This window comes from Cupriavidus sp. CPT47-8839-RL05A (assembly GCF_058792255.1).
This window is the reverse complement of record NZ_JBYTEG010000005.1, coordinates 17,392-30,554: the sequence shown is the minus strand read 5'-3', so window position 1 is coordinate 30,554 and position 13,163 is coordinate 17,392. Positions and strand designations below refer to the sequence as shown.

11 protein-coding genes are annotated in these 13,163 nt (G+C 68.4%); 5 read left to right on the top strand and 6 right to left on the bottom strand.

Annotation, left to right across the window (positions count from 1 at the left end; translation table 11 throughout):
* Positions 1 to 14 precede the first annotated feature (14 nt).
* Both AC3WVS_RS07005 and AC3WVS_RS07000 read right to left on the bottom strand, forming a co-directional pair.
* Entirely contained in the window at positions 15 to 983 is a 969-nt protein-coding gene (locus AC3WVS_RS07005) for a Bug family tripartite tricarboxylate transporter substrate binding protein (protein ID WP_492317975.1), read from the bottom strand.
* Between the two features lie 62 nt (positions 984 to 1,045).
* Positions 1,046 to 2,659, bottom strand: coding sequence for a sulfatase family protein (locus AC3WVS_RS07000; protein ID WP_492317974.1), 1,614 nt, complete (start codon positions 2,657 to 2,659; stop codon positions 1,046 to 1,048).
* A 98-nt stretch (positions 2,660 to 2,757) separates the two neighbouring features.
* Between AC3WVS_RS07000 and AC3WVS_RS06995 the strand changes: the two genes are divergently transcribed.
* Entirely contained in the window at positions 2,758 to 3,669 is a 912-nt protein-coding gene (locus AC3WVS_RS06995) for a LysR family transcriptional regulator (RefSeq protein WP_492317973.1), read from the top strand.
* Between the two features lie 28 nt (positions 3,670 to 3,697).
* Here the strand turns inward: AC3WVS_RS06995 and AC3WVS_RS06990 are convergent, their stop codons facing one another.
* From AC3WVS_RS06990 to AC3WVS_RS06980, 3 genes are all read right to left on the bottom strand, one after another.
* Positions 3,698 to 4,900, bottom strand: a complete 1,203-nt coding sequence (locus AC3WVS_RS06990) for an acyl-CoA dehydrogenase family protein (protein ID WP_492317972.1) — start codon at positions 4,898 to 4,900, stop codon at positions 3,698 to 3,700.
* A 35-nt stretch (positions 4,901 to 4,935) separates the two neighbouring features.
* A complete protein-coding gene (locus AC3WVS_RS06985) occupies positions 4,936 to 5,934 on the bottom strand; it encodes a Bug family tripartite tricarboxylate transporter substrate binding protein (protein ID WP_492317971.1) in 999 nt (332 codons plus the stop codon).
* Positions 5,935 to 6,057: 123 nt separating this feature from the next.
* The gene (locus AC3WVS_RS06980) at positions 6,058 to 6,903 is read right to left on the bottom strand and encodes an IclR family transcriptional regulator (RefSeq protein ID WP_013952140.1); all 846 of its coding nucleotides are present in this window, start codon (positions 6,901 to 6,903) and stop codon (positions 6,058 to 6,060) included.
* Positions 6,904 to 7,028: 125 nt separating this feature from the next.
* Between AC3WVS_RS06980 and AC3WVS_RS06975 the strand changes: the two genes are divergently transcribed.
* The gene (locus tag AC3WVS_RS06975; protein WP_492317970.1) at positions 7,029 to 8,264 is read left to right on the top strand and encodes a CaiB/BaiF CoA transferase family protein; all 1,236 of its coding nucleotides are present in this window, start codon (positions 7,029 to 7,031) and stop codon (positions 8,262 to 8,264) included.
* Positions 8,265 to 8,298: 34 nt separating this feature from the next.
* On the opposite strand, the gene AC3WVS_RS06970 is transcribed toward AC3WVS_RS06975, so the two are convergent.
* On the bottom strand, positions 8,299 to 9,099 hold the full coding sequence (locus tag AC3WVS_RS06970) for an IclR family transcriptional regulator (protein ID WP_492317969.1): 801 nt from the start codon (positions 9,097 to 9,099) through the stop codon (positions 8,299 to 8,301).
* Positions 9,100 to 9,241: 142 nt separating this feature from the next.
* Here AC3WVS_RS06970 and AC3WVS_RS06965 point away from each other — a divergent pair, with 142 nt between their 5' ends.
* The 3 genes from AC3WVS_RS06965 to AC3WVS_RS06955 are packed head-to-tail and all read left to right on the top strand — an operon-like array spanning position 9,242 to position 13,152.
* Positions 9,242 to 10,330: a cyclase family protein gene (locus tag AC3WVS_RS06965; protein ID WP_492317968.1), complete on the top strand. Its 1,089-nt coding sequence runs from the start codon at positions 9,242 to 9,244 to the stop codon at positions 10,328 to 10,330.
* A gap of 12 nt (positions 10,331 to 10,342) precedes the next feature.
* Entirely contained in the window at positions 10,343 to 11,965 is a 1,623-nt protein-coding gene (locus AC3WVS_RS06960; protein ID WP_492317967.1) for an AMP-binding protein, read from the top strand.
* Positions 11,959 to 13,152, top strand: coding sequence for an acyl-CoA dehydrogenase family protein (locus AC3WVS_RS06955; protein ID WP_492317966.1), 1,194 nt, complete (start codon positions 11,959 to 11,961; stop codon positions 13,150 to 13,152). Before AC3WVS_RS06960 ends, AC3WVS_RS06955 begins: the two co-directional genes overlap by 7 nt.
* The last annotated feature ends 11 nt before the right edge of the window (positions 13,153 to 13,163 follow it).

The following is a 13,163-nucleotide window of genomic DNA, read 5'->3' as shown; positions in this document are numbered from 1 at the left end:
CCCCGGGCAGTCGCTCAGTCCAGCGACACGCCGAGCTTGCGGATCAGTTCGCCCCAGCGCGTACGCCCCGCGGCGAGCCATTGCGCTGCCGCTGCGCCGTTGCTCGTCTGCGGCCGCACGCCCTGCGCCAGCAGCTTCTTCTGGAAATCCGCGTCCGCGAAGACGGTCTTGAGCTGCTGCTCCCAGCGTGCACGGATGGCTGCGGGCGTGCCTGAGGGCAGGAACATGACGAAGGCGAACTCGGCATCGAAGTTGGCGATGCCGGTCTCTGCCACCGTCGGCACGTCCGGGAGCAAGGGGTCGCGCTTGAGGCCGGACACCGCAAGCGCGACCAGCTTGCCGCCCTTGATGTATTGCACGGCGGTCGGCGTGGCCAGGAATCCTGCCGGTACCTGGCCCGCGAGCACGTCGCTCAGCGCTGGCGCATTGCCCTTGTAGGGGACATGGGTGCCCCGGATCTGCGTGCGTGCCTTCAGCATCTCGAACACGATATGGCCCGGCGATGCTACGCCAGCCGATGCATAGGACAGGTCTTTGTCCTTGCCGGCAGCCAGGAACTGCTTCAGGTCGCGGATTTTCAGGCCGGGATGCGTGACCAGCACCTGATTGAAGGTGCCGGCCAGGCCAACCGGCTCCAGGTCGCGGACCGGGTCGAACGACATCTTGCGATAGGCGAACGGGTTGACGGTGACCACGGTGTCAGTCGACATCAGCAACGTGTAGCCGTCCGGCGTCGCATGCGCGACGGCTTCGGCACCGATGTTGCCGCCGGCGCCGGAGCGGTTCTCCACCACGACCGGCTGCTTCAGGTCGCGCCCGGCACGCTCGGCAATGAGTCGTGCCACGGTGTCGAGCGGGCCACCTGCAGGAAAGTTGACGATCAGGCGAACCGGCTTGGCCGGGTAGGCATCCTGCGCGCAGGCGGGGACCGCGGCCGCCAGCATGGCTGCGGCGATCAGCATTCTGAAGGGGCGGGGTGTCATGGTTGTCTCCGTGGATATTGTTGTCATGGGATGCTGCCGCTGGTGGTGCGGGCGGACCAGATTCAGGCAAGCGCGGTCGGATTGGGGCTGGCGTCGCTGTGCGAGATCATCGTGACCAGCAACTGGTGCAGCAGCGCCTGGCGCGTGCCTGCCAGCGCCGGCGCATCCCACAGGTTGTGCGATTCGGTTGGGTCGCTTTCAAGGTCGTAGAGTTCGCCCCACGGCGCGCCTTCGTACACACTGAGCCGATAGCGCGCGGTTTGCAGCGTCCGCATGCGCGTGCGCATCGGGAAGCCGAACATGGTGCGCTGATTCTCTTCCTCGATCAGCAGGGCTTCCCGCGGCAATGCCTCGCCGGCGATGGCGGGCAGCAGCGACAGGCCTTGCATGCCGTTGTAGGGCGCGCAGCCCGCGCGCGCGAGGATCGACGGCGCGATATCGATGCTCGAGCACAGTGCCTGGCTGCGCGCGGCGCGGGCATCGGTGGCCGTGCGCGCTGCGGGTTCCGACCAGATCAGCGGCGTGCGGATCAGGCCCTGGTAGTGCAGCGGCCCTTTCCAGAGCAACTGGTGATCGCCGAAGAAGTCGCCATGGTCGCTGGTGAACAGGACCACAGTGTTGCGATCCAGGCCGAGCGCGGCCAGGTGCGTCATCACGCGGCCGATGGTGTCGTCGATATGCGCGATCGAGCCATAGTTCAGCGCCAGCGCTTCGCGGGCCTCGCGCGCCGTGCAGGCGAACATCGCCGGCGTATGCTTGACGGCGCGGCCGGCGTCGCGCTGCGCGTGCATCCAGCGCAGGTGCGGCGGCGCCAGCGCCGGATCGGCGTCGAACGAGGGCGGCAGGGCCATGTCCTCGGGCCGGTACATGTCCCAGAAGCGGCCGGGTGGCGTGAACGGGTGATGGGGATCCGGAAACGAACACTGGATCATGAAGGGGGCGTCCTCTTGCGCGTATTGCCCGAGCAGGTCAATGGTGCGATCGCCGATCCATGCCGTGGTCGACAGCGTTTCCGGTACGCGTGTGCGCCAGGCCTGCCGCGCTTCAGCCAACACATAGCCAGGTGTCGGGATGGCATGCTCCTGGCCGCACGCGCGCGCTACCTCGGGATGGCGCTGCTCCAGCCAGCGCCGGTAATGCCCGCCGGCCGTGTCGCCATGGTCGGTCACCAGCTGCACGTCGGCAAAGCCGTAATACGGCAGTGACATGGCGAAGTCAGGATCGTCGCGCCAGGCCGGTCCCCATTCCTGGTCGAAGCGCCCGCTTTCAGGCCGGCGCGCTTCGCCCTCCGTGCGCGGATCGCCGGGACGTGGCCAGACTGGCGCAAGGCCGGTCATGTTCTGCAGATGCGATTTGCCGACCAGCCCCGTGCGATAGCCGGCATCGCGCAGCCGCTCGACAAACGTCGTCTGTGACAGCGGCAAGGGAATGCCATTGTGGCGCGCGCCATGGACCGACGGCATGCGCCCGGTCATCAGCGATGCGCGGTTCGGCATGCAGATCGGCGAGGCCACATAGCAGCGCTCTGCCACCCAGCCATGGCTGCCGAGCCGGTCGATATTGGGCGTCTGCACCACGGCGTTGCCATAGATGCCGAGATGGTCGGCGCGATGCTGGTCGGTGATGAACAGCAGGAAATTGGGGCGGGCGCTGGCGGGAATGCTGGACGGGGGCATGGCAATGGCGGCTTGCGGGGGATGGAAAAATTATTGCATCGTCCGCGATTCCATTGAAATGATTAATATGACCTCTGCTATAACCTGAAACTCATACCATGGATTGGACGCAACGGATGCGTATCCGCCAGCTGCATGTGCTGGTGGCGCTACATGAAACCCGCAATGTCAGCCGTACCGCTGCGCGCCTGAACATGACCCAGCCGGCCCTGTCCCGCTGGCTGGCCGAGCTGGAGAGTGAACTGGGGGTGGCACTGTTCGAGCGGCATTCGCGCGGCCTGGTGCCGACCCGCTTCTGCGAAGCGCTGGTGGTGCATGCCCGCACCATCCTCAATGAGATCGAACGCACCCAGGCCACCATTCGCGTGATGGCGGAAGGCGCGGCCGGGCAACTGGCGATCGGCGCGACGCCAACCGTATCGGTCGATCTGCTGCCGTCGGCGATCAGCCGGTTTCGCGAGCGCTTTCCCGATGCCCACCTGACGCTGGCAGAGGGCACCGTCGAAGAGATGCTGCCGGCCCTGCGCGAAGGGCGGCTGGACTTCGTCATGGGACGTACCGAAGTGCAGGGCATCGACGGCGCGCTGCGCTGCGACCTGCTATATCCGGAGACTATCCGCGTGATCGCCGGCCCCACGCATCCGCTCGCGCGCAAGCGCAAGGTCGGGTGGGCGGATACGCGCGCCTACACCTGGGTGGGGCCGCCCGTGACCAGCCAGATCCGGCGCGAGCTGGACTACGAACTGGCACTGGCCGGCGAACCCGCGCCATGCGTGCGGATCGAGAGCGCGACGTTGCTTGCCAACGTGTCGCTGCTGCAGCAGGGAGAGCTGCTGGCCGTGATGTCAGGCCGGATGGCAGCATTCTTCAGTCGCCTGGGGCAGGTGGCGATATTGCGGCTGCCATACCGGCGCGAGGGCATGGTCGGCGTGCTCCGGCGCCGGGACACCGAGCAGACGCCGCTGCGGCAGGCGTTCATGGACGCGCTGGCTGCCAGTGCGCACGGATAGTCAGATAGTCAGCAAGGACGCCATCCGGCTACCGCGCCGGTTGCCTCGCATCTGGCTCAGGCCCGCTCCCCTCCAGCGCCGCCCCCCGCGCCTCCATCGTCCTGCGCGCAATATTGAGCTGGTGGATCTGCGTCGTGCCCTCATACAGCCGGAACAGCCGCACATCGCGGTAGAAGCGCTCGGCCACGGTGCGTGCCATGTAGCCGCTGCCGCCAAATACCTGCACCGCGCGGTCGGCCACGCGGCCGGCCATCTCCGAGGCGAACAGCTTGCACATCGACGCCTCCATGGTCACGTCTTCGCCAGCGTCGCGCTTGCGCGCGGTGTCGAGCACCAGTGCGCGGGCGGCGTGCAGTTCCGTATTGCTGTCGGCAATCATCTGCTGCACCAGCTGGTAGTCCGCGATCGGCTTGCCGAACTGCCGGCGCTGCGCCGCGTAGCGGACCATCTCGTCGACCAGCCGGATGGCGGGCCCCACGCACAAGCCGGCCAGGTTGATGCGCTGCTTGTTGAGCGCCTTCATCGCCGTCTTGAAACCGACATTGGGTTTGCCGCCGACGATGGCGCTGGCCGGCACGCGGCAGTCCTTCAGGTAGACATCGCCCACCGGCGAGCCGTGCTGTCCCATCTTGCGTTCCGGTTCGCTGGTGCTGAGGCCGGGAGTGCCGCGTTCGATCAGGAAGGCGCTGATGCCATGCGCGCCGGGCGTATCGGGATCGGTGCGGGCGAACACGGTGAACAGGTCCGCGATCGGGGCATTGGTGATAAAGCACTTGCTGCCGTTCAGCACGTAGTGATCGCCGTCTTGCCTTGCGGTGGTTTGCAGCGATGTCGCATCGGAGCCGGCTTCCGGTTCGGTCAGCGCAAAGCAGCCGGTCACTTTGCCGGAGGCCAGTTGCGGCAGGTAGCGCTGCCGCTGCGCTTCGGTGCCGTCGGCCACCAGCGATTCGGAGGCGATGCCGGTGTTGCCGCCAAAGCGGGCACGGAACACGGTGGCGGCCTGCGAGACCTCGATGTTCACCAGCGCCAGTTCCTCGGTGGTCAGCCCTGCGCCACCGTACGCTTCAGGGATGCTGTGGCCGAACAGGCCGAGGCGGCGCATCTGCTCGACCACGGGCTCGGGGATGACATCGGTGCGGTCGATCTCCGCTTCTAGCGGGATGCAGGTTTCGAGCACGAAGCGGCGGATATCGGCAAGCAGCGCTTGCTGGCGGGCGGAGTCGCGGATCATGGGATGTTTCCGGTAGGTTGGATGAGCGTATGCGGCTACTGTGCCGTGATGCCGGCGGTCTTCAGCACGCCGGTCCATTTCCTGGTTTCCGTGTCCAGGAAGCGGTCGAATGCGGCGGTGGATTGCGGTGCCAGGTCCATGCCGAGTTCGGCCAGGCGGCGTGCCGTGGTGGGGTCCGATGTGGCCTGCGCGGCGGCCTCGGCCAGCTTGCGCACCACCGCGTCCGGCGTGCCCTGCGGCGCGACCAGGCCGAACCACCCGCCCACTTCATAGCCGGGCAGGCGCGCGGCTTCGGCCACGGTGGGCACGTCGGGCATCACGGCCGAGCGCTTTGCCGAAGTCACCGCCAGCGCGCGCAGCTTGCCGCTTTGCACCTGCTGGCGGGCAATGGCCGAGGTCAGCGCCATCATCGAGACGCGCGCGCCCAGCAGGTCGCTCATGGCCTCGGGCTGGCCCTTGTAGGGCACGTGGGTGAGCTTCACTTGCGTCATCTGCGCCAGCAGTTCCGCCGAGAGATGGTTCGAGGTGCCGACGCCCGCGCTGGCGTAGGTCAGCGTGCCGGGCTTGCTGCGCGCGGCATCGAGCAGTTCAGGCAGCGTGCGCAGCGGCGACGAAGCCGGCACCACGATCACGTTGGGTACGGCACCAATGCCCGCCACCGCGCGGAAGTCCTTGCCGCTCTTGCCCTGGATCGACGGGTTCAGCAGCGGCCCGACCACATAGCTGGGGCTGACCGCCAGCAGCGTATAGCCGTCGGCGGGCGACCTGGCGACGAAGTCCGCGCCGATGGCGCCGCCGGCGCCGGTCTTGTTCTCGACGATGACGGGCTGCTTCAGCACCCGCGCCATGTTATCCGCGGTGATGCGGGTGACGGAGTCGACCACGCCGCCCGCCGAGAACGGCACGATGATCCGTATCGGGCGGTCCGGGAAGCGCGCCGCATTGTCAGGGGCGGCCGGCAATGGCAGCGGCATCAGCGCGGCGCAGGCCAGCATGCCGGCAGCGAGCTGGCGCAACGGTTGGATGGCATCCATCTTGTCTCCTTGGGTTGCCTGCGCCGGGGGATTTCCCGCGGCGCGTTTTCATGCGGGCCTCTGGCGGGCCGCTTGTCATTGCCGGCGACATCGCCGGCGGACTGCATTGCTGCGTCCTGTCGGCTAGCGCGCGCAGCTCAGTTCGATCTGCCGCACCGCCTCGCGCAGCCTTGGCGCCACCTCGCGCTCCAGCATGTTGTCGCGGTTGCGCGATGCGGCGATGGTGCAGTTCAGCGCAAACGGGTCTTCGTGCAGCGACTGGCGCACGGGTGCCGCGATCGCGTGGATCTCTGGCCGCCACTCGCCGCGGCTCAGGCAGTAACCGTGCGCGCGGAAGTGCTTCTGGTCGTCCGCCCACATCTGGCGCTCGACGTTGAAGCGCTCCGGATCGTCCACGCGCAGCCGGTTCAGCAGTGCCGTGCGCTCGTCGGCGCTGCAGGCCAGCAAGACCGCGCGGCCGATCGCGCTGGCCAGCAGCGGCCGGGTGCTGCCGATGTCCGGCTGGTAGAGGTTGCCGGGATCCAGCCGGCAACTGTCCACGTACACTACCGACAGCCGCTCGCGCATGCCCAGGTTCACCGTGCAGCCGGTTTCACGCGCAATCGCCTCCATATACGGCCGCGCCACCTGGCGGATCGCCAGCCCGGCCAGCATCGGGTAGGCCAGCGCCAGCACGCCGGCGCCCAGCCGGTACTTCTGGTTGCCGGGCACGCGGCTCAGGAAGCCGAGCAGCCCCAGCGTGTAGGTCAGCCGCGACACCGTCGCCTTGGGCAGCCCCGTGCGCGCCACGATGTCCTGGTTGCCCAGCACCGGGCTGGACGGCGTGAAGGCACGCAGTACCTCCAGCCCGCGCGCCAGGTTGGTGGCGAACTGGCGGTCAGTGGCCAGTGCATCTTCGCTGGCCAGGCCTGGCAGGGGCAGGTGTTCCGGGTTGCGGTCCATGCTGTGCGGTGGTTGCTTGGGTTCCATGCTGGGATCCGGAGATGGGGGCGTCAATGTTGTAGCACGACCGTTCCGCACAGCGAAACCGTGCTTGCATCCGGGCCAGCCGCCTGCCACCTTGCAGCAGACGCCAATGCCGCCGGAGGCCCGCCATGCAAGACCAGGACACACACGCTGTATCGCCAGACGCACACTGCACGGGCCCGCTGGGCGGACTGCGCATCCTCGACATGGCCACCGTGGTGGCCGGCCCGTTTTCCGCCACGCTGTGTGCCGACATGGGCGCCGATGTGGTCAAGCTGGAGTTGCCCGACGGCAGCGATCCGCTGCGCGGGCTGGAGCCGGTTACCGAGGACCACGCCCTGTACTGGAAGGTGACCAATCGCGGCAAGCGCGGCATCTCGCTCGACGTGCGCACGCCGCGCGGCCGCGAGATCTTCCTGCGCTTGCTGCCCCAGTTCGATGTGCTGGTCGAGAACTTCCGCACCGGCACGCTGGCGCGCTGGGGGCTGGATCTCGACACCCTGCATGCGGCTAACCCGAAGCTGATCGTGCTGCGGCTGACCGGCTTCGGCCAGACCGGGCCCGATGCGGCGCGGCCGGGCTTTGCCCGCATCTTTGAAGCCAGGAGCGGCTTCACCAACCTGGCGGGCACCGCGCAGAGCGGGCCGATGCATATGAACTACCCGGTGGGAGACGTGATTGCCGGGCTGTTCGGCGCCTTTGCGATTGCCACTGCGGTGGCAGAGCAGCACGCCAGGCCCGGCCAGCGCGGCCGCGAGATCGACCTGGCCGCCACCGAGGCGTTGTTCCGCCTGCTGGATCCGCTGGCCATCGAATATGAACAGTTGGGGCATGTGCGCCAGCGCGCCGGCAACCGCACCACCTACGCGGCGCCGTCCAACATGTACCGCACCGCGGACGAGATCTGGGTCACGGTAGTGGCCTCCTCCGACGCCACCTTCCGCCGGCTCGCCGAGGCCATGGACGCGCCGCAACTGGCGCAGGCGCCGGAATACGCCACCAACGCCGGGCGCGTGCGCAATATCGAAGCGCTGGACGGCAGCATTGCGGAGTGGTTTGCCGCGCAGCCCTATGCCGCCGTGGCGGCGCGGCTGGTGCAGTGCCAGGTGCCGTTCAGCAAGGTATTCAGCATCGCCGACATCGTCGACGATCCGCAGATGGCGGCGCGCCAGGCCATCGTCCGGCTGCCCGATCCGGATCTGGGCTCGGTGCCGGCGCCATGCGTGGTGCCGCGCTTCTCGGGCTATGCGCCGCCGTCACCGCGTACCGGGCCGGATGTGGGCGAACACAATGCCGAGGTCTATGGGCGGCTTGGCATCGGGGATGAGGAGCTGGCCCGGCTGCGGGCAGAGGGCGTGGTCTGATCGGCGCTCGGCGAGTTCAGCGGCGCGGACCGTTTCACTGCAGCGCCGCGCGCAACTGCATTTCCGCCTTCCGGACTTCCTCAAGCACCAACCCGGCCACCCATGTGCGCCTGGCCTTGTTCATCCGGGACATCACCGAGGCGACACTCAAGGCGGCGTAGTGCCCCTGGCTGATCTCGAACGCGGCGCCAACCCCACCGGCGCCCGCGGTCACCAGGTTTTCGCTTTCCGAATAGCCCTGGCGCCGCGTGCGCTCCACCAGTTCGAGCAGGCGCAGCCGCGTCAGGCCGGCGGCGTCGTATTCGTCGCGATGGCGCCGGTATAGCGCGTCGATCTCCGCATCGGACAGCCTGGCCAGCAAGGCCAGCCCGGCGGTGCCGATCCCCAGCAGGCGCAGGCTGCCGACCATCAGGGTATGGGCCTTGATCGGGTAGCTGCCTTCTTCCATATGCAGGCAGTGTCCGTAGTCGCCGTTGCGGATGACCAGGAACACCGTGTCCTCGGTCTGGCGGGCCAGCGACTGCAGCATCGGGCGGCAACTGACCAGCACTGGCGCCCGGCTCATCGCAGTCAGGCCAAGCTGCATGGATTCGATGCCGAGGCGGTACTTCTTGGTGTCCGCCTCGCGCTCGACAAAGCCCGCATGCACCAGCCCCGACACCAGCCGGAACGCGGTACTGCGGTCCAGCCCGGTTGCCGCCAGCAGTTCCGCCAGTTCGATGCCGCGCTCATGGGCGGCGCCGATGCACTTGAGCAGAGCCAGTGCGCGCGACAGGCTCTGGGTGCCTGCCACGCCGGTTTCCGCCGGCCCCTTGGCAGCCTGGTTTTTGGTCATGATCACAATGTAATCAAACTAATCAAAATTGCTTGTAGTGTAATCGACGTTCCGCTGGAATAGAAAACAGAGACCACGGCCAGCGTCCGGGAGCCGCGCCCGGCACCGGGACGCCAGTGGCCACCATTCCAGAGGAGACGACATGACCCAGTACAAGTACGTGCACGCCCCCCATGCCCGGCCGGTTGAAGGTGCCGCAACCCGGCGCACGGCGCGCTGGCAGCAACGGCCCGAGCAATCCAACTGGGGCGATTTCGGGCCCGACGACCAGTTGGGCCGCCTCAACCTGATCACGCCGGAGAAGGTCAGGCAGGGCGCGGCGGAGGTCAGGGAAGGGCTGCGCTTCTGCCTGAGCCTGCCGCTGGACTTCCCGGGCGGCAACGCCCTGAACCCGCGGCGCCACCCGCCCGTCATCAAGCCGACGCCGCGCGCGCTGGGGCTGGGCATGAACTTCGCGCTGGCGCGCGAAAACGCCGACCTCACTGACGTGGTCTGCGACGACTACGTGCACATGTTCCTGCAGTACTCGACGCAATGGGATGCGCTGGCGCACGTGGGCGGGCATTTTGACGCCGACGGCGACGGCGTCAGCGAGATGGTCTACTACAACGGCTTCCGGGCGGGCATCGACGTGCAGGGGCCGGACGATGATCCGGCGCTGGACGGCCAGTCGCGCGCACTGGCGCTTGGCATCGAGAAGATTGCCGAGCACGGCGTGCAGGGCCGTGCGGTGATGGTGGACCTGCGCGCGCACCTTGGCGACGGGCATACCCGCGTTGGCTACCGGCAACTGGCGCAGATCATGCGCGACGATGGCGTGACGGTCGAGCCGGGCGACATCCTTTGCCTGCACACGGGGTTTGCGCAACTGCTGCTGAAGCGCAACCGCCAGCCTGAGCCGGACATGGCCGAGCGTTTCGGCGCGGCGCTTGACGGGCGCGACCCCGAGCTGCACCAGTGGATCATCGACAGCGGGATCGCCGCCATCGTGGCTGACAACTACGGCGTGGAGGCCATCCCCGCGCGCCCGCAGGCGGGCCCGTGCGCGTTCCTGCCGCTGCATGAGCTATGCCTGTTCAAGCTGGGCATGCCGTTTGGAGAGCTCTGGTACCTGACACCCCTGGCGCAATGGCTGCGCGCCAACGGGCGCAACCGCTTCCTGTTGACCGCGCCGCCGCTGCGGCTGCCTGGCGCGGTGGGCTCGCCGGTGACACCGGTTGGCACGGTCTGAGCGGGAGCGATCATGGTGGAACGTACCTTGTTCGACTTGCTTGACGCCGCGCCTGCCGATGCGGTGGCGCTGCGCTTCGAGGGCAGCGCGATCACGTACGGCGCGCTGCGCGAGCGCGCCTTGCGCATCGCCGGCGGCCTGCGCCGGCATGGCATAGGCCGCGGCGACGTGGTGGGCCTGTGGCTGCCGAACGTGCCGGACTGGCTTGGCGTTGCCTTTGCCTGCGCCCGCATCGGCGCAAGCGTCATGAGCCTGAACATGCGGTATGGCGCAATGGAAGCCGGCGACTTCATCCGCCGTGCCCGCTGCAAGGCGCTGGTGTACATGCCGGCGTACCGGGGCAAGGATTATGACGCCCTGATGGGCGCGGTGGAGCCGCACAGCCTCGCCACGCTTGCGCTGGCGGTGCCATTGCTGCAGACGCCGGTGCACGCGCCCTTGGGCCGCGCCGGCGCGGTGGCGCACCCGTGGCCACGGCTGGCGCGCGTTGACCTGGATGACCTGGCTGGCGCTGCGCCAGATGCTGTTGCCGGTGGCGAGCCCGGCGATGCGTGCATCATCCTGTCCTCGTCCGGCACCACCAGCCAGCCCAAGCTGATCGTCCATGGCCAGGGCCGGGTGGCGCGGCACGCGGGCGACGTGGCGGCCGCCCTTGCCATGCAGGGCGGCGACGCCAGGCTGCTGCTGGCGATCCCGCTTTGCGGCGCCTTCGGCTACACCGTTGCCATGACCGCGCTGGCCGCCCAGGCGCCGCTGACGCTGGTCGAGAACTTCGAGCCGGCCGAGACCGCGCGCCTGCTGGTGGCGGACGGCATCACGCACATGTTCGGCACCAACGACATGCTGGACAAGCTGCTGGACGCGGGCGGCCCGGAATGGAAGCCGCCTGTGCTGCGCATGTACGGGCATGCCAACTTCACGCCGGGGCTGACGGCTTTGCCGCAACGGGCGCAGCAGCGCGGCATTGCCATGCGCGGCTGCTATGGCCTGAGTGAAACCCTGGCGCTGTTCGCCAGCCAGCCGGCACAAGCCCCGCTGGCGCGGCGCGAGCAATCGGGAGGTGTGCCGCTGGCGCCGGCGGCGCGCGTGCGCGTGCGCTCGCTGGAGACCCGCGAGTGCCTGCCGCCGGGTGAATCCGGTGAACTCGAGCTGCTCACCCCCGACGTCATGCTTGGCTATCTCGATGACGCCGCGGCCACTGCCGCCGCCTTTACCGACGATGGGTACCTGCGTACCGGCGACCTGGCCTACCTGAACGGCGATGGCGGCTTCACGCACCTGTCGCGCATCGGCGATGTGCTTCGCATCGGCGGCTACCTGGTCAATCCGCTGGAGATCGAAGAGGTGGTGCTGTCGGCCAGCGGCGCCGCTGCGTGCCAGGTGGTCGCCGTGGAGGCCCACGGCAGCGCCCGGCCGGTGGCCTTCGTCATGGGCGGCAGCGGCTATACCCATGCCGAGGCCGCGGTGCTGGCCGCATGCAAGGCGCAGCTGGCGGTGTTCAAGGTGCCGATCCGCGTGTTCCGGGTCGATGCCTTTCCGGTGACCCCGAGCCCGAACGGCGAAAAGGTCCGCAAGAACGAACTGCGCACGATGGCCCAGCAGATGCTGGCGGCCGAGGAGACTGCACGATGCTGAAATGGACCCATTGGGATCTTCCCTTCTTCGACGCCAGCCATGCCGCCCTGGCGCGCGAACTCGATGACTGGCAGCAGCGCCAGGCCGCGCTGGCGCCGGAACTGGAGGCCCTGCCGCTGCCGGCCCAATGCCGCCGCCTGGCCGCCGAGCTGGGCCAGGCCGGGCTGCTGCGCTACTCGGTGCCTACGCTGCAAGGTGACGCACGCCCGGCGCTGGACCTGCGCTCGGTTTGCATGGTGCGCGAAGCCTTGTCGTATGGCTCGGCGCTGGCGGATTTTGTGTTCTCGATGCAAGGCATCGGTGCCGCCCCGCTGTGGCTGCATGGCAGCGCCGCCTTGCGCGAGCGATTTCTGGACGGCTGCCGGCAAGGCGGGCAGATTGCGGCCTTTGCGCTGACCGAGCCCGAGGGCGGATCGGATGTGGCCGCTACCGCGACCACCGCCACGCGGCGCGGCGATGTCTATGTGCTGGACGGCGCCAAGACGTATATCTCCAACGGCGGCATTGCCGACTACTACGTGATCGTGGCGCGCTCCGAACAGGCGCCCGGCGCCAAGGGGCTGTCCGCCTTCCTGGTCGAAGCCGGCAGCCCCGGGCTGACCATCGACACCAGCCTGGAGATCGTCGCGCCGCACCCGCTGGCCACGCTGCACCTGCGCCATTGCGAAGTGCCGGCCGCCCACCTGCTGGGTGCGCCGGGCGACGGCTTCAAGGTGGCGATGTCGGTGCTGGACATCTTCCGCTCGTCGGTCGGCGCCGCCGCCGTCGGGATCGCGCGCCGCGCGCTGGACGAGACCGTGGCGCGCATGGGCAGCCGCTCGCTGTTCGGCAAGCCCATGGCCGAGATGGACACGGTGCGCATGCGCGCGGCCGACATGGCGCTGGACATGGAAGCCGCCGCGCTGCTGGTCTATCGCGCCGCGTGGCTGCGCGACGTGCGCCAGGCCACCATCACCCGCGAGGCCGCGATGGCCAAGCTGGGCGGGACCGAGGCCGCGTTCCGCGTGGTGGACAGCGCCGTGCAGCTGTTCGGCGCGCTCGGGATCACGCAAGGGTGCGTGATCGAGCAGCTGTTCCGCGACGTGCGGCCGATGCGCATCTACGAAGGGGCTTCGGAGATCCAGAAGCTGATCATCGGACGCAAGGTGCTGGGCGCACAGCGCCAGGGACCGCACCGCATTTCTTAATACAAGGAGTA